The organism is Streptomyces sp. NPDC006393 (assembly GCF_040628575.1).
Lineage (GTDB): Bacteria > Actinomycetota > Actinomycetes > Streptomycetales > Streptomycetaceae > Streptomyces.
This window is the reverse complement of the sequence record NZ_JBEXZD010000119.1, coordinates 1-24,657: the sequence shown is the minus strand read 5'-3', so window position 1 is coordinate 24,657 and position 24,657 is coordinate 1. Positions and strand designations below refer to the sequence as shown.

20 protein-coding genes are annotated in these 24,657 nt (G+C 71.7%); 18 read left to right on the top strand and 2 right to left on the bottom strand.

All coding sequences use genetic code 11. From position 1 onward, the window contains the following. Positions 1–47 precede the first annotated feature (47 nt). Positions 48–701, bottom strand: coding sequence for a GntR family transcriptional regulator (locus ABZ484_RS32805; RefSeq protein ID WP_358869583.1), 654 nt, complete (start codon positions 699–701; stop codon positions 48–50). Between the two features lie 132 nt (positions 702–833). Here ABZ484_RS32805 and glyA point away from each other — a divergent pair, with 132 nt between their 5' ends. The 15 genes from glyA to ABZ484_RS32730 all read left to right on the top strand — a co-directional run bounded on the left by glyA (position 834) and on the right by ABZ484_RS32730 (position 19,197). Next, positions 834–2,168: a serine hydroxymethyltransferase gene (glyA, locus tag ABZ484_RS32800; RefSeq protein ID WP_358869582.1), complete on the top strand. Its 1,335-nt coding sequence runs from the start codon at positions 834–836 to the stop codon at positions 2,166–2,168. Beyond that, entirely contained in the window at positions 2,168–3,415 is a 1,248-nt protein-coding gene (locus ABZ484_RS32795) for a sarcosine oxidase subunit beta family protein (RefSeq protein ID WP_358869581.1), read from the top strand. Before glyA ends, ABZ484_RS32795 begins: the two co-directional genes overlap by 1 nt. 26 nt (positions 3,416–3,441) lie before the next feature. Next, positions 3,442–3,771, top strand: coding sequence for a sarcosine oxidase subunit delta (locus tag ABZ484_RS32790; protein WP_358869580.1), 330 nt, complete (start codon positions 3,442–3,444; stop codon positions 3,769–3,771). After that, positions 3,768–6,629, top strand: coding sequence for a 2Fe-2S iron-sulfur cluster-binding protein (locus ABZ484_RS32785; protein ID WP_358869579.1), 2,862 nt, complete (start codon positions 3,768–3,770; stop codon positions 6,627–6,629). Before ABZ484_RS32790 ends, ABZ484_RS32785 begins: the two co-directional genes overlap by 4 nt. Then, positions 6,619–7,212: a sarcosine oxidase subunit gamma family protein gene (locus tag ABZ484_RS32780; protein ID WP_358869578.1), complete on the top strand. Its 594-nt coding sequence runs from the start codon at positions 6,619–6,621 to the stop codon at positions 7,210–7,212. The genes ABZ484_RS32785 and ABZ484_RS32780 overlap by 11 nt, the downstream gene beginning before the upstream one ends. After that, entirely contained in the window at positions 7,209–8,588 is a 1,380-nt protein-coding gene (locus tag ABZ484_RS32775) for an L-serine ammonia-lyase (RefSeq protein ID WP_358869577.1), read from the top strand. Before ABZ484_RS32780 ends, ABZ484_RS32775 begins: the two co-directional genes overlap by 4 nt. A 10-nt stretch (positions 8,589–8,598) precedes the next feature. Next, complete coding sequence (gene purU / locus ABZ484_RS32770) at positions 8,599–9,462, top strand: formyltetrahydrofolate deformylase (protein ID WP_358869576.1); 864 nt, start codon at positions 8,599–8,601, stop codon at positions 9,460–9,462. A 313-nt stretch (positions 9,463–9,775) separates the two neighbouring features. Then, on the top strand, positions 9,776–11,203 hold the full coding sequence (locus ABZ484_RS32765; protein ID WP_358869575.1) for an amino acid permease: 1,428 nt from the start codon (positions 9,776–9,778) through the stop codon (positions 11,201–11,203). 159 nt (positions 11,204–11,362) lie between these two features. Beyond that, positions 11,363–12,649, top strand: coding sequence for an NAD(P)/FAD-dependent oxidoreductase (locus ABZ484_RS32760; protein ID WP_358869574.1), 1,287 nt, complete (start codon positions 11,363–11,365; stop codon positions 12,647–12,649). 11 nt (positions 12,650–12,660) lie between these two features. Continuing rightward, positions 12,661–13,131, top strand: a complete 471-nt coding sequence (locus tag ABZ484_RS32755; RefSeq protein WP_358869573.1) for a RidA family protein — start codon at positions 12,661–12,663, stop codon at positions 13,129–13,131. Further along, complete coding sequence (locus ABZ484_RS32750) at positions 13,128–13,802, top strand: DUF1028 domain-containing protein (RefSeq protein WP_358869572.1); 675 nt, start codon at positions 13,128–13,130, stop codon at positions 13,800–13,802. The genes ABZ484_RS32755 and ABZ484_RS32750 overlap by 4 nt, the downstream gene beginning before the upstream one ends. Continuing rightward, positions 13,799–14,995, top strand: coding sequence for a M20 family metallopeptidase (locus ABZ484_RS32745; protein ID WP_358869571.1), 1,197 nt, complete (start codon positions 13,799–13,801; stop codon positions 14,993–14,995). The genes ABZ484_RS32750 and ABZ484_RS32745 overlap by 4 nt, the downstream gene beginning before the upstream one ends. Positions 14,996–15,290: 295 nt before the next feature. After that, positions 15,291–16,787, top strand: coding sequence for an aspartate ammonia-lyase (locus tag ABZ484_RS32740; protein ID WP_358869570.1), 1,497 nt, complete (start codon positions 15,291–15,293; stop codon positions 16,785–16,787). A gap of 44 nt (positions 16,788–16,831) precedes the next feature. Further along, positions 16,832–18,217, top strand: coding sequence for an MFS transporter (locus tag ABZ484_RS32735; RefSeq protein ID WP_358869569.1), 1,386 nt, complete (start codon positions 16,832–16,834; stop codon positions 18,215–18,217). Positions 18,218–18,270: 53 nt separating this feature from the next. Beyond that, a complete protein-coding gene (locus ABZ484_RS32730; RefSeq protein WP_358869568.1) occupies positions 18,271–19,197 on the top strand; it encodes a LysR family transcriptional regulator in 927 nt (308 codons plus the stop codon). 52 nt (positions 19,198–19,249) lie between these two features. Here ABZ484_RS32730 and ABZ484_RS32725 read toward each other — a convergent pair whose 3' ends face one another. Next, complete coding sequence (locus ABZ484_RS32725; RefSeq protein ID WP_358869567.1) at positions 19,250–19,867, bottom strand: TetR/AcrR family transcriptional regulator; 618 nt, start codon at positions 19,865–19,867, stop codon at positions 19,250–19,252. 243 nt (positions 19,868–20,110) lie between these two features. Between ABZ484_RS32725 and ABZ484_RS32720 the strand changes: the two genes are divergently transcribed. The 3 genes from ABZ484_RS32720 to ABZ484_RS32710 all read left to right on the top strand — a co-directional run. Further along, positions 20,111–21,583, top strand: a complete 1,473-nt coding sequence (locus tag ABZ484_RS32720; RefSeq protein ID WP_358869566.1) for an aldehyde dehydrogenase — start codon at positions 20,111–20,113, stop codon at positions 21,581–21,583. Between the two features lie 70 nt (positions 21,584–21,653). Beyond that, on the top strand, positions 21,654–23,021 hold the full coding sequence (locus tag ABZ484_RS32715; protein WP_358869565.1) for an aspartate aminotransferase family protein: 1,368 nt from the start codon (positions 21,654–21,656) through the stop codon (positions 23,019–23,021). 144 nt (positions 23,022–23,165) lie between these two features. Beyond that, positions 23,166–24,657 (top strand): APC family permease (locus ABZ484_RS32710; RefSeq protein ID WP_358869564.1); only part of this gene is annotated, 1,492 nt, incomplete at its 3' end.

Here is a 24,657-nt window from a genome sequence, read left to right as displayed (position 1 = left end):
GCCGCGGGCACGTACGACGATCACCGTATCCTCGCCCGCACCAGTGATCAGATGACGCCGCGGATCGCCGTCTCGAAGCCCTCCACGTGGCCGGCGGCGAGCGCCCGGGCCTTCTCCGCGTCGCGGTCGACGACGGCGCGCAGCAGTGGTCCGTGCTCGTGCACATGTCCCGCGAGTCCCGGCAGCCGGTCGAGGAAGAGGCACCAGATGCGTGTGGCCAGGTTGTCGTACCTGATCAAGGTGTCCTCGAGGTAGGGGTTGCGGGTGGCGGCGTAGATCGCTCGATGCAGGGTCATGTCGAGCCGGATCAGGTCGTCGTCGCTGTCCGAGGACTTCGCCAGCAGCGTGAGCAGCCGGGTGAGTTCGGCGCGGTCGGCCTCGCTCGCCCGTTCGGCGGCCAGGCCCGCGGCGAGGGGCTCGAGCTGGAGGCGTACCTCGGAGATGTGGCCGAGATCGGCGATCTGCACCTCGGTGGCGAAGGTGCCGCGCCGGGGGTAGGCGACGATGAGGCGTTCGTGCTCCAGCCGCTTGAGTGCCTCGCGGACCGGGGTGCGCCCGAAGCCGAGTTCGGCGGCGATCCGGTCGTCGTTGACCGGTTCCCCGGGCCGGATCCGGAGGGTCACCAGACGGTCCGCGATGGCGCGATAGGCCTGGTCGGCCAGCGTTCCCGGTCTCTCGGCGGCGAAGGTCGACGACGTCACACCCACATCCTCCCTTGACGTGGCCCGATTCACCCTCCTAGCGTATCGCAACGCGACGATTGATATATCAGTTGCATGTCAGTCTCCCGTCAGTCGACGACTAGTCGTCCGGTTCCGTTCGAGGGAGTTCCCATGACTGTCCCCATTCCCGACCCGCGGGCGGCCCGCTCCGCGGTCCTCGGCGCCCGGCTCCCCGACCTCGATCCCGAGATCGCCGCGGCGATCGAGGCGGAGCTGGCACGCCAGCGCGGCACGCTGGAGATGATCGCGAGCGAGAACTTCGCGCCGCTCGCGGTGATGCAGGCCCAGGGCTCGGTGCTGACCAACAAGTACGCCGAGGGATATCCCGGGCGCCGCTACTACGGCGGCTGCGAGCACGTCGACGTCATCGAGCGGCTCGCCGTCGAACGCGTCAAGGAGCTGTTCGGCGCCGAAGCCGCCAACGTGCAGCCCCACTCCGGCGCGCAGGCCAACGCCGCCGTCATGGCCGCCCTCCTCCAGCCCGGTGACACGATCCTGGGGCTCGACCTCGCGCACGGCGGACACCTCACCCACGGCATGCGGATCAACTTCTCCGGGCGCCTGTACGACGTGGTGGCCTACCAGGTCGGCGAGCAGGACCACCGCATCGACATGGAGCAGGTCCGCAAGCTCGCCCACGAGCACCGGCCCAAGCTGATCGTGGCCGGCTGGTCCGCCTACCCCCGCCATCTCGACTTCGCGGCGTTCCGCCGTATCGCCGACGAGGTCGGCGCCTACCTGATGGTCGACATGGCCCACTTCGCCGGCCTGGTCGCCGCGGGCCTGCACCCCTCACCGGTCCCGCACGCCCACGTGGTGACCACGACCACCCACAAGACCCTCGGCGGCCCCCGCGGCGGAGTGATCCTTTCCACCGCCGACCTCGCCAAGAAGATCAACTCCTCGGTCTTCCCCGGGCAGCAGGGCGGCCCGCTGGAACACGTCATCGCGGCGAAGGCCGTGGCCTTCAAGATGGCCGCCCAGCCGGAGTTCGCCGACCGTCAGCGCCGCACCCTGGAAGGCGCCGCCATCCTCGCCCGGCGGCTGCTCGCCGAGGACACCGAGGCCGCCGGCGTCAGCGTGCTCACCAAAGGCACGGACGTGCACCTGGTCCTGGTGGACCTGCGAAACTCCGAGCTCGACGGCAGGCAGGCCGAGGACCGGCTCCACCGGATCGGCATCACCGTCAACCGCAACGCCGTCCCCTTCGACCCGCGCCCGCCCATGGTCAGCTCCGGCGTCCGCATCGGCACCCCCGCCCTGGCCGCCCGCGGCTTCGGCGCCGAGGAGTTCACGGAGGTCGCCGACATCATCGCGACGGCCTTCCTGCCCGGCTTCGACGACCAGGTGGCCGCCGCCCTGCGCGCACGCGTGAGGGTCCTGACCGAGCGCTTCCCGCTGTATCCCGTCGACCCGCACCTCGCGGCCCAGGAAGGTGCTCAGTGATGCACCCGTACGACAACACTCCCTCCACACCCGGTGACGTCCTGCCCGACCATCCGGACTTCCTGTGGCGCAACCCCGACCCCAAGCCGTCGTACGACGTGATCGTCGTCGGTGGCGGCGGGCACGGCCTGGCCACCGCCTACTACCTCGCCAAGAACCACGGCATCACCAATATCGCGGTCCTGGAGAAGGGCTGGCTGGCGGGCGGCAACATGGCCCGCAACACCACCATCATCCGCTCCAACTACCTCTGGGACGAGAGCTCCGGCATCTACGAGCACTCGCTGAAGCTGTGGGAGACCCTCGAGGAGGACCTCGACTACCCGATCCTGTTCAGCCAGCGCGGCGTCCTGAACCTCGCCCACAGCCTCCAGGACGTCCGCGACAGCAGGCGCCGCGTCTACGCCAACCAGCTCAACGGCATCGACGCCGAATGGCTGGAGCCCGAGGAGGTCGCCGAGGTCTGCCCCATCGTCAACATCTCGCCGGACGTTCGCTACCCGGTGCTCGGCGCGACCTACCAGCCGCGGGCCGGCATCGCCAAGCACGACTACGTCGCCTGGGGCTTCGCCCGCCGCGCCGACGAGTACGGCATCGACCTGATCCAGGACTGCGAGGTCACCGGCCTCGACATCGACCACGGCCGGGTGACCGGGGTGCGGACCACCCGGGGCCGTATCGCCGCCGGAAAGGTCGCCCTCGCGGCGGCGGGCCACTCCTCGGTGCTGGCCGCCATGGCCGGCCTGCGGCTGCCGCTGCAGAGCCACCCGCTCCAGGCGCTGGTCTCCGAACTCCTCGAACCCGTGCACCCGACCGTCGTCATGTCGAACGCCGTCCATGTATACGTCTCCCAGGCCCACAAGGGCGAACTCGTCATGGGCGCCGGCATCGACAGCTACAACGGCTACGGACAGCGCGGCTCCTTCCACATCCTGGAACGCCAGATGGCCGCCGCACTGGAGCTCTTCCCCGTGTTCGCCCGGGCCCACATGCTGCGCACCTGGGCCGGCATCGTCGACGTCACCCCGGACGCCTCACCCATCGTCGGCCTCACCCCCGTCGAGAACCTGTACCTCAACTGCGGCTGGGGCACCGGCGGCTTCAAGGCCACCCCAGGCGTCGGCTGGGCCTACGCGCACACCATCGCCACCGGCCAGCCGCACCCCTACAACGCCCCCTTCACCCTCGACCGCTTCACCACCGGCGCCCTGGTCGACGAACACGGCGCGGCCGCCGTCGCCCACTGACCACCGCCCCAGCCAAGGAGACCGACATGCAGCTCATCACCTGCCCCTGGTGCGGTGTGCGCGAAGAGATCGAGTTCCACTACGGCGGCCAGGCGCACATCGCCTACCCCGAGGACCCCTACGCGCTCGACGACGAGCAGTGGGCCCAGTACGTGTTCTTCCGCGACAACCCCAAGGGCCCGTTCGCCGAGCGGTGGGTGCACGCGGCCGGCTGCCGGCGCTGGTTCAACGCCGTGCGCGACACCGCCACCCACGAGTTCCTCGCGGTCCACGACATCCGCGCCCAGCACCCCCTCACCACCACCGGCACCGCACCCGCCGCACACCGGCGCAAGGGCCAGGAGACCAGCCGATGACCAACGCGTTCCGCGCCCGCGGCCACGGTCACATCGACCGCGACACCACCCTCGGGTTCACCTTCGACGGCCGGACCTACACCGGCCATCCCGGCGACACCCTCGCCTCGGCGCTGCTCGCCAACGGAGTGCACCACGTGGCGAGCAGCAACAAGTACGGAAGGCCGCGCGGCATCCTGGCCGCCGGCGTCGAAGAGCCCAACGCCCTCGTGCAGATCGAGGCCCCCTTCCCCGAACCCATGCTCACGGCCACCACCGTGGAGCTGTACGACGGCCTCGTCGCCCGCGGCCTGTCCGGCCAGGGCCGCCTGAGCGGCGAGCCGGACCCGGCGCGCTACGACACCATGCACGCCCACTGCGACCTGCTGGTCGTCGGCGCCGGCCCGGCCGGTCTCGCCGCCACGCTGACGGCCGCCAGGGCCGGAGCCCGCGTGATCCTGGTCGACGAACTGCCGCAGCCCGGCGGCTGCTTGCTCGGCAGCCGGGAACCGCTCGACGGCAGGCCCGCGACCGAGTGGGTCAGCGACGTCGTCGCGGAACTCGGCACCTGCCCCGACGTCCGGGTACTGCGGCGCACCACGGCCTTCGGCCACTACGACGACGGACTCGTCCTGGCCCTGGAGAAGCGCACCGACCACCTTGGCGCCTCGGCGCCCGCCCACATCTCGCGGCAGCGCGTCTGGCGCATCCGCGCCAGGCAGGTCGTGTACGCCACCGGCGCCTACGAGCGTCCGGTCGCCTTCGACGACAACGACCGGCCCGGCATCATGCTGGCCGGCGCGGCGCGCACCTACCTCAACCGCTTCGGCGTCCTGCCCGGACAGCAGGCCGTCGTGTTCACCACTAACGACAGCGCCTACCCGGCAGCGCTCGAACTGGCCGACGCCGGCGTACGGGTCGCGGCGGTGATCGACGCCCGCGACGACGTGCCCGCGCACTGGCGCACCGCCTGCGACGAGCGCGGCATCGACCTCCGCGCGGGCCACGTCGTCACCGGAACCAGCGGCGTCGAACGCGTCTCCCGGGCCCATGTCGCCCCCTTCGGGCAGGGCCGACTCGGCGACCGGCAGGGAATCGACTGCGATCTGCTGCTCGTCTCCGGCGGCTGGAACCCGGCCGTGGCCCTGTTCAGCCAGGCTCGCGGCAGCCTCCGGTACGACGCCGGGATCGGCGCCTTCGTCCCCGCCCAGGACCTGGACGGCGTCCGCACGGCGGGATCGGCCACGGGGACGTTCACCCTGGCCGGCTGTCTCGCCGACGGCGCGGACGCCGCCCGGCGGGCCCTGTCGGCGCTCGGCACGACCGGCCCGACGATCGCTCTGCCGGCCACGACCCCCCTTCCGGACACGGCGCCCACCCGTGTGCTGTGGCGGGTCCCGAGCCCGCGCGACGGGCAGGACGGCGCCCACCAGTTCGTCGACCTGCAACGCGACGCCCTCGTCTGCGACGTACTGCGCGCGACAGGGGCGGGCCTGAGGTCGGTCGAACACGTCAAGCGCTACACCACGATCGGCACCGCCCACGACCAGGGACGCACCTCCGGTGTGATGACGTCCGGCATCGTCGCCGAGGCGCTCGGCGTGGACGTCGCCGACCTCGGCACCATGCGCCTGCGTCCGCCCGCCGTCCCCGTGGCCTTCGCCGCGCTCGCGGGCCGCAACCGCGGGGAGCTGTTCGACCCGGTCCGGGTGACCGCCCTGCACCCCTGGCACGTCGAGCACGGCGCCCTGTTCGAGAACGTCGGCCAGTGGAAGCGCCCTTGGTACTACCCCCGGGCGGACGAGAACATGGAGGAGGCGGTGCTGCGCGAGTGCCGGGCCGCCCGCACCGGCGTCGCCCTCATGGACGGCTCCACCCTCGGCAAGATCGACGTGCAGGGCCCGGACGCCGGCGTACTGCTGGACCAGCTCTACACGAACATGATGAGCAACCTGAAGGTGGGCCGGATCCGCTACGGCGTGATGTGCGGCGTCGACGGCATGGCCCTCGACGACGGCACCGTCATCCGGGTGGCCGAGCAGGAGTTCCTGCTCACCACGACCACCGGCAACGCCGCCAGGATCCTCGAGTGGATGGAGGAGTGGCTACAGACGGAGTGGCCCGACCTGCGGGTGCACCTCACCTCCGTCACCGAGCACTGGGTGACCATCCCCCTGGTCGGCCCCCGCTCCCGCGAGGTGCTCGCCCTGGTGGCCCCCGGCCTGGACGTCGACAACGACGCCTTCCCGTTCATGTCCTGGCGCGACGCGGACGTCGCCGGCATCCCGGCGCGGGTGTGCCGCATCAGCTTCTCCGGCGAACTCGCCTACGAGATCAACGTTCCCGCCTGGCACGGCATCACCGTCTGGAAGGCCCTGCTCGAGGCGGGCAGCCCCTTCGGCATCACCCCGTACGGCACCGAGACCATGCACGTGCTGCGCGCCGAGAAGGCCTACCCGATCATCGGCCAGGACACCGACGGCACCATCACACCCCAGGACCTCGGCATGTCGTGGGTGGTGTCCAAGAAGAAGCCCGACTTCATCGGCAAGCGGTCCTTCTCCCGCCGGGAGAACCAGCGCGAGGACCGCAAGCAGCTGGTGGGCCTGCTACCCGCCGACGAACAGCTGCTGCTGCCCGAAGGCGCCCAGATCATCGCCACCAGCGACATCCCGGCACCGCCGGTCCCCATGCTGGGCCATGTCACCTCCAGCTACCGCAGCGACGCCCTGCGGCGCACGTTCGCCCTGGCCCTCGTGCGCTCCGGAACCCGGCGCATCGGCGAGACCCTCTACGTCCCGCTGGACGGCCGGACGATCCCGGTGACCGTGACCGACCCCGTGCTCTTCGACAAGGAGGGAACTCGCCGTGACGGTTGAGACCCCCACGCGCTTCAGCCCGCTCGCCGCGTGGCAGGACACCCTGGCGCAGCTGCCCACCGGGATGCAGACCCGGGAACTGCCCTGCCTGACCCAGCTCACCCTGCGGGTGGAGCCCGGCAGCACCGCGGCCAAGGCCGTCGAGGCCGCCCTGGACATCACCCTGCCGGGCCCCGTGAGCGCCGAGATGTCGGGCGACGTCAAGGCGCTGTGGATGGGCCCGGACGAATGGCTGCTGGTCGCCCCCACCGGGTCGGCCGGCGACCTCATCGGCCGGCTGCGGGCGGCCATCGGCGACGAGTTCGCCACCGTCACCGACGTCTCGGCACAGCGCACGACGCTGGCGCTGTCCGGGGACCTGGTCCGCACGGTGCTGGCCCAGGGCTGCGCCATCGACCTGGATCCGCGGGTGACGCCCGTCGGCTCGTGTCTGAACACACTGCTGGCACAGGCGCCGGTCACCCTGGTCGTACGCGGCGAGGCGGCCGCCGGCGTCTGGCTGCTGGTCCGCTCCTCGTTCGCGCCCTACCTGGCCGCCTGGCTCGTCGACGCCTGCACGGAACACCGGGGCAGCAGCGGATGACCATCAGTGTCTTCGACATGTTCAAGGTCGGCATCGGGCCCTCCAGCTCCCACACCGTGGGCCCGATGCGCGCGGCGCACTCCTTCGCACACGCCCTGGAACAGGAGGGCCTGCTGGAGGCGACGAGCCGCGTCCACGTCGAGCTCTTCGGCTCACTCGGTGCCACCGGCCACGGCCACGGCAGTGTGAAGGCGGTCGTCCTGGGGCTGGAGGGCGAGACTCCCGAACTCGTCGACCCGGCCGTCGCCGAACCGACGATGGAGCGCGTCCACGCGACGCGGAGCCTGCGCCTGCTGGGCAAGCACTCCATCGCCTTCCCCCTCGACGACGACGTGGTGCTGCACCGCGGCAAGCGGCTGGCCTACCACTCCAACGCGATGACCTTCCAGGCCACCGCCGCCGACGGCCGCCGCCTGGCCGCGCGCACGTACTACTCCGTCGGCGGCGGTTTCGTGCTGGACGACACGGAGACGGGCACCGCGCGCATCGCCCCGGACACCACACCGGTGCGCCACCCGTTCACCACCGGCGCCGAGCTGCTGGCCCACACACGGGCCACCGGCCTGCCGATCAGCTCGATCATGATGGCCAACGAACTGTCCTGGCGCAGCGAGGACGCCGTCCGCGCCGGACTGCTGCACATCTGGTCGGTGATGCGGGAGTGCGTACGCCAGGGCTGCGCCCGGGACGGCGTGCTGCCCGGCGGGCTCAAGGTGCGCCGCCGTGCGGCCGCCCTGCACCGCAAGCTCCGGGCGGCGGACGCCGAGACCGAGACGGACTCCCTGTACGCCATGGAGTGGGTCACCCTGTACGCGCTCGCGGTCAACGAGGAGAACGCCGCAGGCGGCCGGGTGGTGACGGCTCCGACGAACGGCGCGGCCGGCATCGTGCCGGCGGTGCTGCACTACTACGAGCGTTTCGTGCGCGGCGCCGGCCCGGACGGCGTCGTCCGCTCCCTGCTGACGGCGGCGGCCATCGGTGTGCTGTTCAAGGAGAACGCCTCGATCTCCGGCGCCGAGGTGGGCTGCCAGGGCGAGGTCGGCTCCGCCTGTGCGATGGCCGCCGCAGGCCTCGCCGAGGTGCTCGGAGCGACCCCGGAGCAGGTGGAGAACGCCGCGGAGATCGGCATCGAGCACAACCTCGGGCTGACGTGCGATCCGGTCGGCGGTCTCGTTCAGATCCCCTGCATCGAACGCAACGCGGTGGCCGCCCTGAAGGCCATCACCGCGGCCCGGATGGCCCTGCACGGTGACGGCACCCACCATGTCTCCCTCGACCAGGCGGTCAAGACCATGCGGGAGACCGGAGCCGACATGAAGGACAAGTACAAGGAGACCGCCCGCGGCGGTCTCGCCCTCAACGTCGTCGAGTGCTGAGGAGCCGTCCATGCACAGCGAGTTCGTCCTCACCCTCAGCTGCCCCGAGCGCCCCGGCATCCTGCACGCCGTGACGTCGTTCCTGCTGGGGCACGGCTGCGACATCACCGAGCACCAGCAGTTCGACGACGCCGACCACGGCATCGTGTTTTTGCGCACCGCCTTCACCACCTCCAACACCGGGCCCACCGGGCTCACCCTGGACGGCCTGCGGGACGCGTTCGCCCCCGTGGCCGCCGAGTTCGCGATGGACTGGCAGCTCAGGGACTCCGCGGTCAAACCGCGCGTGCTGGTGATGGTGTCGAAGTTCGACCACTGCCTGGCCGACCTCCTCTACCGGTGGCGCAGCGGCGCGCTGGACGCCGAGATCGTCCTGGTGGCCTCCAACCATCCCGACCTGAAGCCGCTGGCCGCGGCCGAGAACGTGCCGTTCGAGCACATCCCGGTCACCGCCGCCACCAAGCCGGAGGCGGAAGCCCGGCTGCTGGCCCTCGTCGAGGAGCACCGCGTCGATCTCGTCGTCCTCGCCCGCTACATGCAGGTGCTCTCCGACGACCTGTGCAAGCGGCTGGAAGGCCGGGCCATCAACATCCACCACTCCTTCCTGCCGAGCTTCGCCGGAGCCAAGCCCTACCACCAGGCCCACCGCCGCGGCGTGAAGCTCGTCGGCGCCACCGCCCACTACGTCACCGCGGACCTGGACGAAGGGCCGATCATCGAGCAGGAGATCATCCGCGTCGATCACCGCGCCGGTCCGGACCGGCTCGTCACCGTCGGCCGCGACGCCGAACGCCTGGCGCTTGCCCGCGCCGTCAACTGGCACTGCCAGGGCCGCATCCTGCTCCACGGCAACCGGACCGTGGTCTTCAGCTGACCCCGGCGCCCGATCCGGCGCCCGCCCGGCCCGGCGCCCGGCGCCCGGCGGCCGACCGGGCGCCCCGCGTCCGCACGGCAGAGCGTGCGACGCGGGGCGGCGCAGCATGCCGCGGGCACGACACAGCGTGTCCCGGCAGCGGGGCGAGAGGGCGGCGGAACGGGAGTCGGTGCACCCCCTCCCGCCGCCCTCACCGCGGCGTATCCGCCGACGGCGCGCACACGGCCGCCCCGCGCCGCCGTCCCTCACGACGACCGCCCGCAGAACAACCTGTTCCGAACATGTCCCACCTTCCTCCGACTGTTAGGGATCCATGAGCGTGCAACGGACCACGGTGAAGCAGACGCCCAGCGATGCCCCCACCGACGGCCTCAGAGCCGGCCTGAAGAACAGGCACCTGTCCATGATCGCGATCGGCGGTGTCATCGGCGCCGGCCTGTTCGTCGGATCCGGCTCGGGCATCGCCGCCGCCGGGCCGGGCATCCTGATCTCCTATGCCCTGGTCGGGGCGCTGGTCGTCCTCGTGATGCGGATGCTCGGCGAGATGGCCGCCGCCCACCCGACCTCCGGCTCCTTCTCCGCCTACGCGGACCGGGCGCTCGGTCGCTGGGCCGGGTTCTCCATCGGCTGGCTCTACTGGTTCTTCTGGGTCGTGGTGATGGCGGTCGAGGCGACCGCCGGGGCCGTGATCCTCGAAGGGTGGATACCGGCCGTCCCCCAGTGGGCCTGGGCGCTGATCGTGATGGTCGTGCTCACGGCGACCAACCTCGCCTCGGTCGGCAGCTACGGCGAGTTCGAGTTCTGGTTCGCCGGCATCAAGGTCGTCGCCATCGCCTCCTTCATCGTGATCGGCGCCCTCGCCCTCCTCGGCGTCCTGCCCGGCTCGCGCCCGGAGACCGCCGGGCTGGCCAACCTGACCGCCCACGGCGGCTTCCTGCCGCACGGCCCCGGCGCCATCCTCACCGGCGTACTGCTGGTGGTCTTCTCCTTCATGGGCAGCGAGATCGTCACCCTCGCCGCCGGTGAGTCGCAGCACCCCCAGCGCGCCGTCAGCAAGGCCACCAACAGTGTCATCTGGCGGATCGCCGTCTTCTACCTCGGTTCGGTGTTCGTCGTCGTCACCCTGCTGCCGTGGAACGACACGTCCATCCTCGAGCGCGGCTCCTACGTCGCCGCACTCGACGCGATCGGCATCCCGCACGCCGGCCAGATCATGGACGTCATCGTCCTCACCGCCGTCCTCTCCTGTCTCAACTCCGGCCTCTACACCGCCTCGCGCATGGCGTTCTCCCTCGGGCGCCGGGGTGACGCCCCCGCGTCCTTCGCCCGCACCAGCGCACGCGGCGTCCCGAGGGCGGCGATTCTCGCCTCCGTCGCCTTCGGTTTCCTCGCCGTCTTCTTCAACTACGAGTGGCCGGACACGGTCTTCGCCTTCCTGCTCAACGCCTCCGGAGCCGTGGCCCTCTTCGTCTGGCTCGTCATCTGTTTCACCCAGCTGCGGATGCGGCGCATCATCCTCCAGGAGAACCCGGACCGTCTCGTCGTCAGGATGTGGCTGTTCCCCTACCTGACCTGGGTGACGATCGCCGTGATCACATTCGTGCTGCTCTACATGCTCACCGAACCCTCCGCCCGCGAGCAGCTGATCTTCTCCGCACTGGTCGCCGCGCTCGTGATCGCCATCGCCCTCGTCCGCGACCTGCTCGGCGGCCACCGGAGCGATAAGACGGCCAAACCGTAGCGATACGGCAGCGAAGCCGGAGCAACTCACATCGGAAAATCAGTTCACTCACAACGGAAACATCTGTTGGACAGCTTTCCGGATGCCTCGGAGGATGTTTCCCGCGGTAGCACAGTCGACGCGACACCGGGATGGACTACCGCCTGAGTGGAGGCTGACATGCCGAGTGAAGAGACCGAAGTAGTCGTCGTCGGGGCCGGCCAGGCCGGCGTGGCGATGAGCGAGCACCTGGGAGCCCATGGCATACCGCACATCGTCCTGGAGCGGCACCGGATCGCCGAGCGCTGGCGCTCGGAGCGATGGGACTCCCTGGTCGCCAACGGGCCCGCGTGGCACGACCGTTTCCCGGGGCTGGAGTTCTCCGACGTCGACCCGGACGGCTTCGCGTCGAAGGAACAGGTCGCGGACTACTTGGTCGCCTATGCCGAGAAGGTCGGCGCCCCGATCCGCAGCGGTGTCGAGGTGACCGAAGTGCGCCGGCACGCCGGCCGGCCCGGCTTCCGGGTCGAAACCTCGCAGGGCTCGCTCGACGCGCGATTCGTCGTGGCCGCGACCGGACCGTTCCAGCGGCCCGTGATCCCGCCCGTCGTCCCCGACGGCGCCGTGCCCGTGCAGATCCACTCCAGCGGGTACCGCAACCCGGAGCAGCTGCCCGAGGGCGCGGTCCTCGTGGTCGGGGCCGGCTCCTCGGGCGTCCAGATCGCCGACGAACTGCGCCGCTCCGGCCGCAGGGTCCTCCTCTCCGTCGGACCGCACGACCGTCCTCCCCGCCAGTACCGCGGACGTGACTTCTGCTGGTGGCTCGGAGTGCTCGGGATCTGGGACGCGGAGACGCCTCCCCAGGGCGCCGAACACGTCACCATCGCGGTCAGCGGCGCCCGCGGCGGCCACACCGTGGACTTCCGGGCCCTGGCCGCCGCCGGCATCGAACTCGTCGGCATGACCGCGTCCTACGACGGCGGCCTCCTGCGCTTCGCGCCGGATCTCGCCACGAACATCGCGCTCGGCGACGCCAAGCACCTCGCGTTCCTGAAGGCGGCCGACGAGTACATCGAGCGCAACGGGCTGGACCTCCCCGAGGAGCCGGAAGCCCACGTCCTCGGGCCGGACCCGGACTGCGTGACCAGCCCCCTGCTGGAGCTGGACCTGGCCGAGGCCGGCGTCACCTCGATCGTCTGGGCGACGGGCTTCGCCGCCGACTACGGCTGGCTCCAGGTCGACGCCTTCGACGAGAACGGCCGCCCGAGCCATCGGCGAGGAGTGTCCTCCGAGCCCGGCGTCTACTTCCTGGGCCTGCCCTGGCTGTCCCGCCGCGGGTCCAGCTTCATCTGGGGCGTCTGGCACGACGCCCGGCATGTCGCCGACCACATCGCGACCCAGCGGGGCTATCTCGCGTACGGCACCAGCGACCGGCCCGCCGCCGCGCAGGCGACCGGAAAGAACTGAAGGAGCAGAGAATGACGTCCACGAGCGGGGGCCGCCAGGCGAAGGCCCCGATCGTCGCCGGCGGGCACACCCGGATCCGTCCGTTCAACACGCGCGACACCTATCCCGAGCAGAACCTCGACAACGACCTCTGCCAGGCCGTCGTCGCCGGCGACACCGTGTATGTCCGGGGTCAGATCGGCCAGGACCTCGACACCAGCGAGTCCGTGGGCATCGGCGACGCCGAGTCGCAGGCCGAGCAGGCCATGGCCAACATCAAGATGCTGCTCGAGGAAGCGGGCAGCCGCATGGAACACCTCGTCAAGCTGACGATCTATCTGATCGACCCGCGCTACCGCGAAGCGGTGTACCGCACCGTGGGCCGCTGGACGAAGGGCGTGCACCCCATCTCCACCGGCCTGGTGGTCTCCGCCCTCGCCCGCCCGGAGTGGCTGTGCGAGATCGACGCGATCGCCGTGATCCCCGAGGAGGACCGGGCATGACCATGTCCCTGGTGGTGCGCGACGGCGGGCGGTTCGGCATCGTGGTCAGCTCGTCGTCCCCGTCGGTCGCGGCCCGGGTCGCCCATCTGCGCCCCGGACTCGGCGCGGCGGCCTCGCAGAACGTCACCGACCCCACGCTCGGCACGAGCCTGCTGGAGCAGCTGGCCGACCACGGCGACGCGGAACGCGCCCTGGCCGACGTCATCGGCGCGGCGCGCAACGCGAAGACCATCGAGTACCGGCAGCTCACCGTGCTGGGCCGCTGCGGCCCCGGGTTCGCGTACAGCGGCTCGCGGACGCTCGGCAAGCACGCCTCGGCCACCGCGGACGGCGCGGTGGCGGCCGGCAACATGCTGGCCGACGAGCACGTCCCCGGCGTTCTCCTCGACGCCTACGCCGCGGCCTCCGGGGAGCTGGAGGAGCGCCTGCTCGCCGCCCTGAAGGCCGGCGTCGCGGCAGGCGGCGAGGAGGGTCCGCTGTACTCCGCGGGCCTGGCGGTCGTCGCCGACGTGGACTGGCGGGTGACCGACCTGCGGGTGGACTGGGCCGACGATCCCGTGGACCGGCTCGGTGAACTCCTCGACGTCTGGCTGCCGCAGCGGGACGACTACGTGCGGCGCGGACTCGACCCCGCCTCCGCTCCCTCCTACGGCGTTCCGGGCGACCTGTGACGGGCGCGCTGAAAGCGGCCGCCCGGCGGGCCGTCGACCGTCGTGCCGAGGAGCTGATCGGCCTCTCCGAGCGGCTGCACGCCGACCCGGAGACCGCCTGGGAGGAGCACCGGGCCGCCGCCGCCGTACCGGAACTGCTGGACCGCGCCGGATTCGACGTCACCTCCTCCTACCTGGGACTCGACACCGCCTTTCACGCCCGGTTCGGCAGCGGGCCGGTGCGGATCGCGCTGTGTGCCGAGTACGACGCGCTGCCCGGTCTCGGCCACGCGTGCGGCCACAACCTCATCGCCGCGTCCTCGGTGGGGGCCGCGCTCGGCCTGGCCGCCGTCGCCGACGACGCCGGCCTCTCCGTCGAGGTCTACGGCACCCCGGCCGAGGAAGGCGGCGGCGGCAAGATCGAGATGCTCGACCGCGGTGCCTTCGCCGGGGTGGATCTGGCGATGATGGTGCACCCGGCGCCGGTCGACGTCGCCGAGGCCCGGCCGTTCGCGGTCAGCCACTCCAAGGTCACCTACACCGGGAAGTCCGCGCACGCCGCGGCCTATCCGGAGGCCGGGGTGAACGCGGCCGACGCCTTCACCGTGGCCCAGGTCGCGATCGGCCTGCTGCGCCAGCAGCTGCCGGCCTCGGCCCGGGTGCACGGCGTGGTCACCCACGCCGGGGACGCCCCGAACGCCATCCCGGAGCGGTCGGCCGGCCGGTGGTACGTGCGGGCGGAGACCCTCGCCGAACTGGCCGAGCTGGAGCCACGGGTCATGCGCGCCTTCGAGGCCGGTGCCCTCGCGACCGGCTGCGAGCTGGAGATCGAACCGGAGAGCAAGCCGTACGCGGAGTTCCGCACGGACGAGAGCGCCCTCGGGCACTACCGCGCGAACGCCCTCGCCCTGGGCCGTCAGTTCGCGCCGCCCGGCCAGGCCGCCCGGATGAATCGCGCCTCCACCGACATGGGCAACGTCTCGCAGGTGGTGCCGGCCATCCACCCCTACATCGGCATCGGGTCCCTGCCCGCCACCAACCACCAGCACGAGTTCGCCGCGTACTGCGTGGGCGGGACGGCACAGCGGGCCCTGCTCGACGGGGCGATCGCGCTGGCCTGGACCGGCGTGGACCGAAGCGCGCCGGCCGGGGGAGACCGCGACGCGCCGGCGGGGGACGGCCCCAGTGCGCCCGCCGGGGGAGCGGCGGCATGAGGAGGACGGGCGCCGCCATGACCGGGCGCAGCGGTCGCGTGCGCTGCGAGGGCCTGCGAGACGTTCGGCCCCGCGGCGGCGGGTGCGGCGCGGAGGCGACCGCTGCCTCCGCCGCCGTCCCCGGCCCCGGGCGGTACGCCCTGACGGGCGGCGCACTCGGCCGGGTGCGGCCGGACCCGACCCCCGGGGTCACGGCGTCCGGGGCGTGTCCGCTCCGCATTCCCGCCACCGCCAAAACCCGTTCCCGTCCGTCGTCCACCGGCCCCCTCGATCCCCGACGACCCCGAGGACACCGATGTCCCTGACTTCCGGCAACCAGCGCACCGCCCCGGCGGACCACGAGCACCGCACGGAGCACCGGCACCCCACGGAGCACCGGCACCCCACGGAGCACCGGCACCGCACGGAGCACGACATGCTCGGCGACGTCGACGTGCCGGCGGACGCCTACTACGGCGCGCACACCGCCCGGGCGGTGGCCAACTTCCCGATCACCGGGGAGACACTCGCCGCCCGGCCGCACCTGATCGGCGCCCTGGCGGCGGTGAAACAGGCCGCGGCCCGTGCCAACGCCGAGGTCGGCGCCCTGGACCCCGCACTGGCCTCGGCGATCGCGGACGCCTGCGCCGAGATCCGCGGCGGTGCGCTGCGGGAGCAGTTCGTGGTCGACCTCATCCAGGGCGGCGCGGGCACGTCGACCAACATGAACGCCAACGAGGTCATCGCCAATCGCGCCCTGGAACTGCTCGGGCGGCACCGGGGCGAGTACGAGGTCGTGCACCCCCTCGACCACGTCAACCTCGGACAGAGCACCAACGACGTGTATCCGACCGCGGTGAAACTGGCGCTGGACACGCACATCGCCGAACTGCTCGTCGCCCTGGCCGGCTTGCGCGAGGCCTTCGCCGCCAAGGCCGCCGAGTTCGCCGACGTGCTGAAGATGGGGCGCACCCAGTTGCAGGACGCCGTACCCATGACGCTCGGCCAGGAGTTCGGGGCGTTCGCCGCCACCCTCGCCGAGGACGAGCAGCGGCTCTCGGAGGCCAGGCTGCTGCTGCACGAGCTGAACCTCGGCGGCACGGCGATCGGCACCGGACTCAACGCCCGCCCCGGGTACCGGGAGCGCGCCATCGCGTACCTGCGCCGGCTGACCGGCATGGCGACCCTGGTGTCCTCACCCGACCTCATCGAGGCCACCCAGGACGTCGGCGTCTTCGTCCAGCTGTCCGGCGTGCTCAAGCGCATCGCCGTGAAACTGTCCAAGATCTGCAACGATCTGCGGCTGCTGTCCTCGGGGCCGCAGGCCGGTCTCGGCGAGATCGACCTCCCCGCACGACAGGCCGGATCGTCCATCATGCCGGGCAAGGTCAATCCGGTGATCCCCGAGGCGGTCAACCAGATCGCGTTCGAGGTCATCGGCAACGACGTGACCGTCACCCTCGCCGCCGAGGGCGGCCAGCTCCAGCTCAACGCCTTCGAGCCGGTCATCTACCGGAGCCTGAGCGCCGGCCTCGACCACCTCACCGCGGGGATCGGCGTCCTCACCGAACACTGTGTGCGCGGCATCACCGCCAACCGCCGCCGGCTGGCGCAGACCGTCGCCGCCTCCACCGGAGTGGTCACCGCGCTCAGCCCCGCACTCGGCTACGAGACCGCCTGCGCCATCGCGCTGGAGGCCCATCACACCGGCCGGCCCGCGCTCGACCTCGTACGCGAGCGCGAGTTGCTCACCGAGGCGGAACTGCGCGAGCTCACCACTCCCGCCTCCCTGACCGGCCTGCCCGCGGTCTGAGCCACGGCACCGGATTCTCCGTCCCTCTCCCCAAGGAGGCGCGCATGCGCACCCGTAACACCGCCGCCACGACGACCGAAGCCACGACGACCGAAGGCACGGCGACCGACGCCGCGGTGGCCACCGACGCGGTCGCACTGCGCAGGAGCGTCGCCGCGGGAGCCGTCGGCGTGTTCGTGCACTGGTTCGACTGGGCTGCCTACGCCTATCTCGCCGGTACCGTCGCCACGGTCTTCTTCCCCGCCGAGGACAGCACCACCGGACTGCTGGCCGTGTTCGGGGTGTTCGCCGTGTCGTTCGGCATCCGGCCGATCGGCGCCCTGGTCTTCGGACCGCTCGGCGACCGGATCGGCCGCAAGCGCACCCTGTCGCTGGTCATCTTCATCATGTCCGGCGCGACCCTGACGATCGGTCTGCTGCCGGGCTACGCCTCGATCGGGATCGCCGCCCCGGTGCTCCTGGTGGTCCTGCGCCTGATCCAGGGCTTCGCGGCGGGCGGCGAGTTCGGCAGCGCGGCGAGCTTCCTCGCGGAGAGCGCGCCCCGGCGCCGCCGCGGATTCGGCGTGAGCTGGCTGGAGGTCGGGTCCCTGCTGGGCTTCCTCGCCGGCTCGTTCGCCTTCCTGCTGCTGTCCGCGGGGCTCGACGAGAACCAGCTGGTCTCCTGGGGCTGGCGCGTCCCCTTCCTCGTCGCGGCGCCGCTGGGCGTCATCGGCTTCATCATCCGCAACAAGATCGAGGACACCCCGGAGTACCGGGCCCTGGAGGCCGGCGACGCGATCCCGCGCAGCCCCGCGCGGGAGCTGCTGCGCTCGCACAAGCGGGAACTGCTCCAGGCGGCCGGTCTGATGGCGGCGATGCACGTGCCCTTCTACGCCGTGCTGACCTACCTCGTCACCTATGAGACCGACTACCTGGGGCACTCGGCCGACAGCGCCGCCCTGCTGTCCACGGTGATCTCGCTGCTGGGGCTGGCGCTCGTGCCGCTGTTCGGCCTGCTGTCCGACCGGGTGGGACGCAAGCCGGTGTTCGTCGGCGCGACGGCGGCCCTGCTGGTCCTCTCCACCCCGGCCTTCCTCCTGATGCGGACCGGGCCGGCCGGGACCTGGATCGCCGGTCTGCCGCTCGGCGTGATCCTGGCGGCGATCCTCGGCACGTACGCGGTGTGGTCGGCGGAGGCCTTCCCCACCCGGACACGTCAGAGCGGTCTGTCCATCGCGTACAACGTCACGGCCGCCCTGTTCGCCGGCACCGTGCCGTACCTGATGACCGTGCTCATCTCCGCGACCGGCAGCACCCTGGTGCCCGGCCCGTACCTGATGGTGTTCGCCGCCTGCGGTCTGGTCGCCGCGCTCTCCCTGCGGGAGACCGCCGGTTCCGCCCTGCTGCGCCCGGAGGACGTGCCGGAAGCGGCGGTCACCGAGGTGCGCTGACCAGCGCCGTATAGGGTCGGCGCGGACACGGTCACCGGGCACTAGGGTCACGCATGACGTCACCAGTGGGTTTCACACTCGTCCAGCTCCGCTACTTCCTCGTCGCGGCCGAACGCGGGTCGATGACCGAGGCGTCGGCGGAGCTGCACATCGCCCAGTCCGCCGTGTCCGCGGCCATCCACAACCTGGAACGGGACCTCCAGGTGCAGTTGTTCATCCGCCGCCGGGGCCGGGGGCTGACCCTCACCCCCGCCGGGGAGCGGCTCCGGCAGCAGGCACGGGATCTGCTGGCCCGCGCCCGTGAGGTCGAACGGGAGGCCCGGGGGGACGGCGAGACCATCACCGGGCCGGTGGCCGTCGGCTGTTTCGTGACCCTGGCTCCCTCCTACCTGCCGCCTCTGTTCAGCGAGTGCACCAAACGCCATCCGGGCATCGAGATCGACGTGGTGGAGGCGGAGACGGACCAGCTCCTCCACGCCCTGGCGACCGGACGCATCGACTTCGCCCTCACCTACGGCCTCGGTCTGTCGGCCGAGCCGGACCTGATCAGCGAGACGATCGCCCTCGCTCCCGCCTACGTCATCGTGTCGGCCGATCACCCGCTGGCCGGCCGGGAGAGTGTGGAACTGGCCGAACTGTCCGGGGAACCGCTCGTCCTGCTGGATCTTCCCCACAGCCGCGACTACTTCCGCTCGCTGGTGGCCGCCACCGGCACCGCGCCCGATGTCCGCTACCGTACCCAGAGCTACGAGACCGTGCGCTCCCTGGTGGCCCGGGGAGTGGGCTACTCCGTGCTCAACCAGCGGCCGGCGACCAGTCAGACCTACGGCGGCGGCGAGATCGCGGAACTCCAGCTCCGGGACGGCGGCCCTCCGCTCGAGGTCAAGATCGCCTCCGTGCGCGGCATGAACCAGACCGCCCGTGCCCGCGCGGTGATGGACCTGCTGCGGGAGATCGCCGCGCCGCCCGCCGAGGGCTGAGCCGGCGCCCCCCGCGGAACAGGGGCCGGGTGATGGGGTGGTGGCCGGCGGGCTACAGATCGGTGCGCCCCGTCACGGCCCGCGCATGGGCCAGAATCAGTTCACGGGCCCTGTCGGGCCGCAGCGCCGCATTGCGGCTGACGATGTGCAGGCCGTAGCCGTCCTCCAGCGCCACCAGGCTGTGCGCCAGATCGTGCGCGGACGCGGCGAGGGAGAAGACACCGGTCGCGGCGCCCACCTCCAGAGCGGTCGTGTACAGCGCGACCTCCCGGGCGAACAGTGAGGTCATCAGCTCGGCGTGGCCCGGGCTGCGGCCGGCGCGCCGATGCAGTTCGTACAGCAGCCCGTGGACCGGATCGTCCGTCATGCTCGGCAGGCCGCTGTGCAGCAGGGCCCGCAGCCGCGCTGCCGGGTCCTCGGCGGGCGCCTCGTCGTAGGCCCGCTGCCGAGAGGCCAGATAGCTCTCGACGGCGCCCCGGTGCACCTCCAGGACCAGGTCGTCCAGCTCGGGGTAGTAGTACAGGACCGAGCCCTGGGAGACGCCCGCCGCGTCCGCGATGTCCTTGATGCGCAGGCCCTCGAGCCCGCGCTCGGCGATCGCCTGTCCCGCGGCGGAGACGAGGGCCTGCCTGCGTGCCGTCTGGTTGCGTGGTCTACCGGCTTTCCCCATGGTGAGCGATTCTCTGTCACCCGTATCAGTTTTCGCAAGAAGTTCCCGCCAGAAGCATTGACGGCTGGTTCACCTATTGTTTGAATCTCGACTCAAAGAAATCGCCCCGGGCGCTCGCTGCCGAGTCCCTCGCCCCTGACGCGCCCGCCGGCCCGAGGCGGTGTCCCTCGGGCGGCCCGGGCCGCACCCGATCCGCACGGGCGACGTTCGCCCACGTCCCACGACGCAATCGAAGGCCACAGCATGCAGTCGTACGCCCACTGGCGGCAGCGCGCCGCCGACCTCACGCCACGCACGCGCCTGTTCATCGACGGAGCGTGGACCGACCCCGCCGGGGACCGGTGGATCCCGACCGTCAACCCCGCGACCGGCAAGACCACCGCCCATGTGGCGGCCGGCTCGGCCGAAGACGTCGACCGGGCCGTGACCGCGGCCCGCACCTCCTTCGAGGACGGCCGCTGGTCGCGCACCGCACCCGCGCGGCGCAAGCGGGTCCTGCTCGCCCTCGCGCGTCTCATCGAGGAGCACAGCGAGGAACTCGCCCTCTGCGACACCCTCGACATGGGCAAGCCGATCGCCGAGTCCCACGGCACCGACGTGCCCGGCGCGGCCGGCGTCTTCGCCTGGTACGGGGAGGCCGTCGACAAGCTCTACGACGAGGTCGCCCCCGCCCCGCCCGGCAACCTCGCCCTCGTCCGCCGCGCACCGCTCGGCGTCGTGGGCGCGGTGGTGCCCTGGAACTTCCCCCTGGACATCGCGAGCTGGAAGCTGGCGCCCGCCCTGGCCGCGGGCAACAGCGTCGTCCTGAAGCCGGCCGAGCAGTCCCCGCTGTCGGCCCTGCTGCTGGCCGAACTCGCCTCCGAGGCCGGCCTTCCCGACGGCGTGCTGAACGTCGTACCCGGCCCGGGGGAGACGACCGGCCGGGCGCTCGGCCTCCACCCGGACGTGGACACCCTGGTCTTCACCGGTTCCACCGGCGTGGCCAAGCGGTTCCTCGCCTACGCGGCCGAGTCCAACATGAAGCAGGTGTGGCCGGAGGCCGGCGGCAAGAGCCCCAACGTGGTCTTCGCCGACGCCGACCTCGAGGCCGCCGCGGAACGCGCCGCCTGGGGCTTCGTCTACAACTGCGGCCAGGTGTGCTCCGCCAACACCCGCCTGCTGGTCGAGGCCTCGGTCGCGGAGGAGTTCACGGCCGCGGTCGCCGGACACGCCCGGGGCTGGCTGCCGGGCGACCCGCTCGACCCCGCGACCCGTCTCGGACCGCTCGTCGACGAGGCCCAGGTCGAACGGATCCTCGGGGCCCTGAGCTCGTCGGGCGGCACGCTCGTGTGCGGTGGCACGCGCCCCGACCGCGACGGCGCCTACCTCGACCCCACCGTCGTCACCGGCCTCGGACCCGACGCCCCGCTCGTCCGGGACGAACTGTTCGGCCCCGTGCTGACCGTACTGCCCTTCCGCGACGAGGCCGAAGCGGTGCGCCTGGCCAACGACTCCGCCTACGCACTGGCCGCATCCGTGTGGACCCGGGACCTCGGGCGGGCCCACCGCGTCGCCGACGCCCTGCACGCGGGCACCGTGTCCGTCAACACCGTCGACGCGCTCAGCCCGTCCACGCCCTTCGGCGGCTTCAAGCAGTCCGGCCACGGCCGCGACCTCTCCCTGCACTCCTTCGACAAGTACACCGGCCTGAGGACGACCTGGATCGCGCACTCCTGAGCGCGCCGACGCCTGACGGACCTCCCGACCACCCGCCCACCACCGGTACCGAACAAAGGACCCACCACCGATGACCGTCGCCGCCGCAGACCTCACCCGGCTGGACCGTGAGCACATCATCCACCCCTACCTGCCGGGCAGCGCCACCGAGCGCGTCGTCATGACCTCCGGCTCCGGCTGCCGCCTCACCGACACCGAGGGCCGCACCTACCTCGACGCCACCGGCGGCCTCTGGCTCGCCCAGGTCGGCCACGGCCGCACCGAGCTCGCCGACGTGGCGCACGAGCAGATGAGGAAGCTGGAGTACTTCACCAGCTTCTGGGAGTTCTCCAACGAGCGCGCCATCGAACTCGCCGCGCGCCTGGCCTCCCTCGCCCCCGACCCCCTGAACCACGTCTACTTCACCTCGGGCGGCTCCGAGGGCAACGAGGCCGCCATCAAGATGGCCCGTTACTACCACCACCGGCGCGGGGAGAGCGGCCGGACCTGGATCCTGGCGCGCAGCAAGGCCTACCACGGCATCGGCTACGGCGGCGGCTCGGCCACCGGCTTCCCCCTCTACCACGAGGGCTTCGCCCCGATGATGCCGCACGTCTCCCACCTCACGCCCCCGTGGCCGTACCGCAGCGAGCTCTACGGCGACCAGCCGCTGACCCCCGAGCAGGTCACCGACTTCCTCGTGCGCGAACTGGAGGAGCGCATCGCGGAGATCGGCCCGCGCAACATCGCCGCGATGATCGGCGAACCCATCATGGGCGTCGGCGGCATGCTCGTCCCGCCGGCCGACTACTGGCCCCGCGTGCGCGAGGTCCTCGACCGGCACGGCATCCTGCTGATCTTCGACGAGGTCGTCACCGCCTACGGCCGCGTCGGAGAGTGGTTCGCCGCCCAGTACTTCGGAGTCACCCCGGACATCATCGTCACCGCCAAGGGCATCACCTCCGGCTACGTCCCGCTCGGCGCCCTCCTGGTCGGCGACCACGTCGCCGAGGTCATGCTGCGCGACCACGGCTTCCCCATGGGCTACACCTACAACGGCCACCCCGTCGCCACCGCGGTGGCCACCGCCAACCTGGACCTCATCGAGAAGGAGGGCCTTCTCGCCCGCGCGACGAGCATCGGCGCCGTTCTGCACGCCGAACTCGAGGCGCAGCTCGGTGAGTTGCCGATCGTCGGCGAGATCCGCTCCGTCGGCATGATGCTCGCCGTCGAACTCGTCGCGGACCGCGCCACCCGCGCACCCCTGCCCCTGCACCCCGACCGGATGCCGCACGACGTCATCCGCCGTGAGACCGGCGTGATCGTGCGCGACTCCGCGCACAGCCTGGTGCTGTCCCCGCCGCTCGTCATGACCGAGGCCGAGGCCAAGGAAGCGGCCTCCGCCCTGCGCGGTGTCCTGGAGCGCACCGAGCCCACCGGCCGGATCCGCCCCGCCTGACGCCCTTCCCGGGAGGCCCGGCCCGCGACGACCGGGCCTCCCGGGCAGGACCCGTCCCGCACCACCCGACACGGACCCCACACCGTTCAGGCGCACCGCACGCGCCCCCTCGCAGTCACTCCTCTCCCTCCCTAGGAACTGCCCGTGTCCTCCAACCTCTCGACCACCGAGCCACGCGCATCCCAGCCCGAGGCCGGCGCCCTGCAACGCAGCCTCAAGCGCTTCGACATCACGGCCATGGCCATCGCCGCGGTCATCTCCTTCGACACCGTCGGGCAGATCGCCACCGGCGGCGGAGAGGCCGCCACCTGGACCGCGGTCATCGCCCTGTTCTTCCTCATCCCCTACGCGCTGCTGTTCGCCGAGACCGGCGCCGCGTTCCCCCAGGAAGGCGGCCCGTACGTGTGGGTCAAGCTCGCCCTGGGACGTCCGGCGGCCGCACTCACCACCCTCATGTACTGGGTCACCAACCCCATCTGGCTCGGCGGCTCACTGGTCTTCCTCGCCGCGCAGACCTGGGACGGCTTCGTCTTCGACCTGGGCTCGGGCACGGTGGCCGACTACACCTTCAAGCTCCTGTTCGTCTGGATCGCCATCCTCACGGCCGTCGTCTCCCTGCGCCGCGGCAAGTGGATCACCACCGCGGGCGCGGCGATGAAGGTCCTGGCCCTCGCCGTGTTCACCCTCACGGCCCTGCTCTACGGGGCGCGGCACGGCTTCCACGGCCTGACCGACACGAGCTTCACCCCGACCACCACCGGCTTCCTCGCCGTCGTGCCGATCCTGCTGTTCGCCTACGTCGGCTTCGAAGCACCCAACGCCGCCGGCGAGGAGATGCACGACCCGCAACGGGACGTGCCCGCCGCCCTCGGCCGTTCCGCCGCGGTCGCCGCCTGCTGCTACCTGCTGCCCGTCCTCGCCCTTCTCGCCGTCGTACCCGCCCACCAGGTCACCGGCATCGGCGGCTTCATGGAAGGCGCCCGCCTCGTCTTCGGCGTCTACGGCGGTGCGGCCGGCCCCCTGCTGAAGATCACCGCCGTCATGTTCGTCTTCGCCCTGCTCACCCAGGGCAGTGCCTGGATGATCGTCAGCGACCGCATGCAGGCCATGGCCGCGGCCGACGGCGGCTTCTTCACCCGGGCCCTCGGCACCTTCCATCCCCGGCTCGGCACACCGGTGCGCACCAACCTGCTCTCCGGAGCCGTGGCCACGGTGTTCATGCTCGCCGCCATGCGGTTCGCGAACGGCGACGCGGCCGACGTCTTCGCCGTGGTGCTCACCGTCGCGGTCACCACGTTGCTGCTGTCCTACCTGGTCGTCATCCCCGCCCTGGTCCTGCTCAGGATCCGTCGTCCGGACGTTCCGCGGCCCTATCGCGTCCCCTTCGGCACGCGTGGCTTCCTGTTCTGCGGCGCGCTCGTCTACGCGTGGATCCTCATCGGGTCGTGGTCGGCCCTCTTCCCCGGAGTGCTGGAACAGCTCTTCGGCATCGACTACGTCTTCCACGACGTCTGGGGCGTCTCCCGCGCATCCTTCGAGCTGTTCACCCTCGGCACCGTCGTCGTACTGCTGATCGTCGGCGTCGTCGGAGTGGCGGTGGCGCGCCGAGAGGACGCGGTGCGGGCTGCGACCGGCG

What these genes read in the sequence shown, in the direction of transcription:
- ABZ484_RS32795 (WP_358869581.1), top strand. Translation starts at nt 2,168, where the DNA reads ATGCACCCGTACGACAACACTCCCTCCACACCCGGTGACGTCCTGCCC.
- ABZ484_RS32715 (WP_358869565.1), top strand. Translation starts at nt 21,654, where the DNA reads ATGACCGTCGCCGCCGCAGACCTCACCCGGCTGGACCGTGAGCACATC.
- ABZ484_RS32725 (WP_358869567.1), bottom strand. Translation starts at nt 19,867, where the DNA reads ATGGGGAAAGCCGGTAGACCACGCAACCAGACGGCACGCAGGCAGGCC.
- ABZ484_RS32730 (WP_358869568.1), top strand. Translation starts at nt 18,271, where the DNA reads ATGACGTCACCAGTGGGTTTCACACTCGTCCAGCTCCGCTACTTCCTC.
- purU (WP_358869576.1), top strand. Translation starts at nt 8,599, where the DNA reads ATGCACAGCGAGTTCGTCCTCACCCTCAGCTGCCCCGAGCGCCCCGGC.
- ABZ484_RS32750 (WP_358869572.1), top strand. Translation starts at nt 13,128, where the DNA reads ATGACCATGTCCCTGGTGGTGCGCGACGGCGGGCGGTTCGGCATCGTG.
- ABZ484_RS32775 (WP_358869577.1), top strand. Translation starts at nt 7,209, where the DNA reads ATGACCATCAGTGTCTTCGACATGTTCAAGGTCGGCATCGGGCCCTCC.
- ABZ484_RS32740 (WP_358869570.1), top strand. Translation starts at nt 15,291, where the DNA reads ATGTCCCTGACTTCCGGCAACCAGCGCACCGCCCCGGCGGACCACGAG.
- ABZ484_RS32760 (WP_358869574.1), top strand. Translation starts at nt 11,363, where the DNA reads ATGCCGAGTGAAGAGACCGAAGTAGTCGTCGTCGGGGCCGGCCAGGCC.
- ABZ484_RS32790 (WP_358869580.1), top strand. Translation starts at nt 3,442, where the DNA reads ATGCAGCTCATCACCTGCCCCTGGTGCGGTGTGCGCGAAGAGATCGAG.
- ABZ484_RS32765 (WP_358869575.1), top strand. Translation starts at nt 9,776, where the DNA reads ATGAGCGTGCAACGGACCACGGTGAAGCAGACGCCCAGCGATGCCCCC.
- ABZ484_RS32755 (WP_358869573.1), top strand. Translation starts at nt 12,661, where the DNA reads ATGACGTCCACGAGCGGGGGCCGCCAGGCGAAGGCCCCGATCGTCGCC.
- ABZ484_RS32735 (WP_358869569.1), top strand. Translation starts at nt 16,832, where the DNA reads ATGCGCACCCGTAACACCGCCGCCACGACGACCGAAGCCACGACGACC.
- ABZ484_RS32720 (WP_358869566.1), top strand. Translation starts at nt 20,111, where the DNA reads ATGCAGTCGTACGCCCACTGGCGGCAGCGCGCCGCCGACCTCACGCCA.
- glyA (WP_358869582.1), top strand. Translation starts at nt 834, where the DNA reads ATGACTGTCCCCATTCCCGACCCGCGGGCGGCCCGCTCCGCGGTCCTC.
- ABZ484_RS32785 (WP_358869579.1), top strand. Translation starts at nt 3,768, where the DNA reads ATGACCAACGCGTTCCGCGCCCGCGGCCACGGTCACATCGACCGCGAC.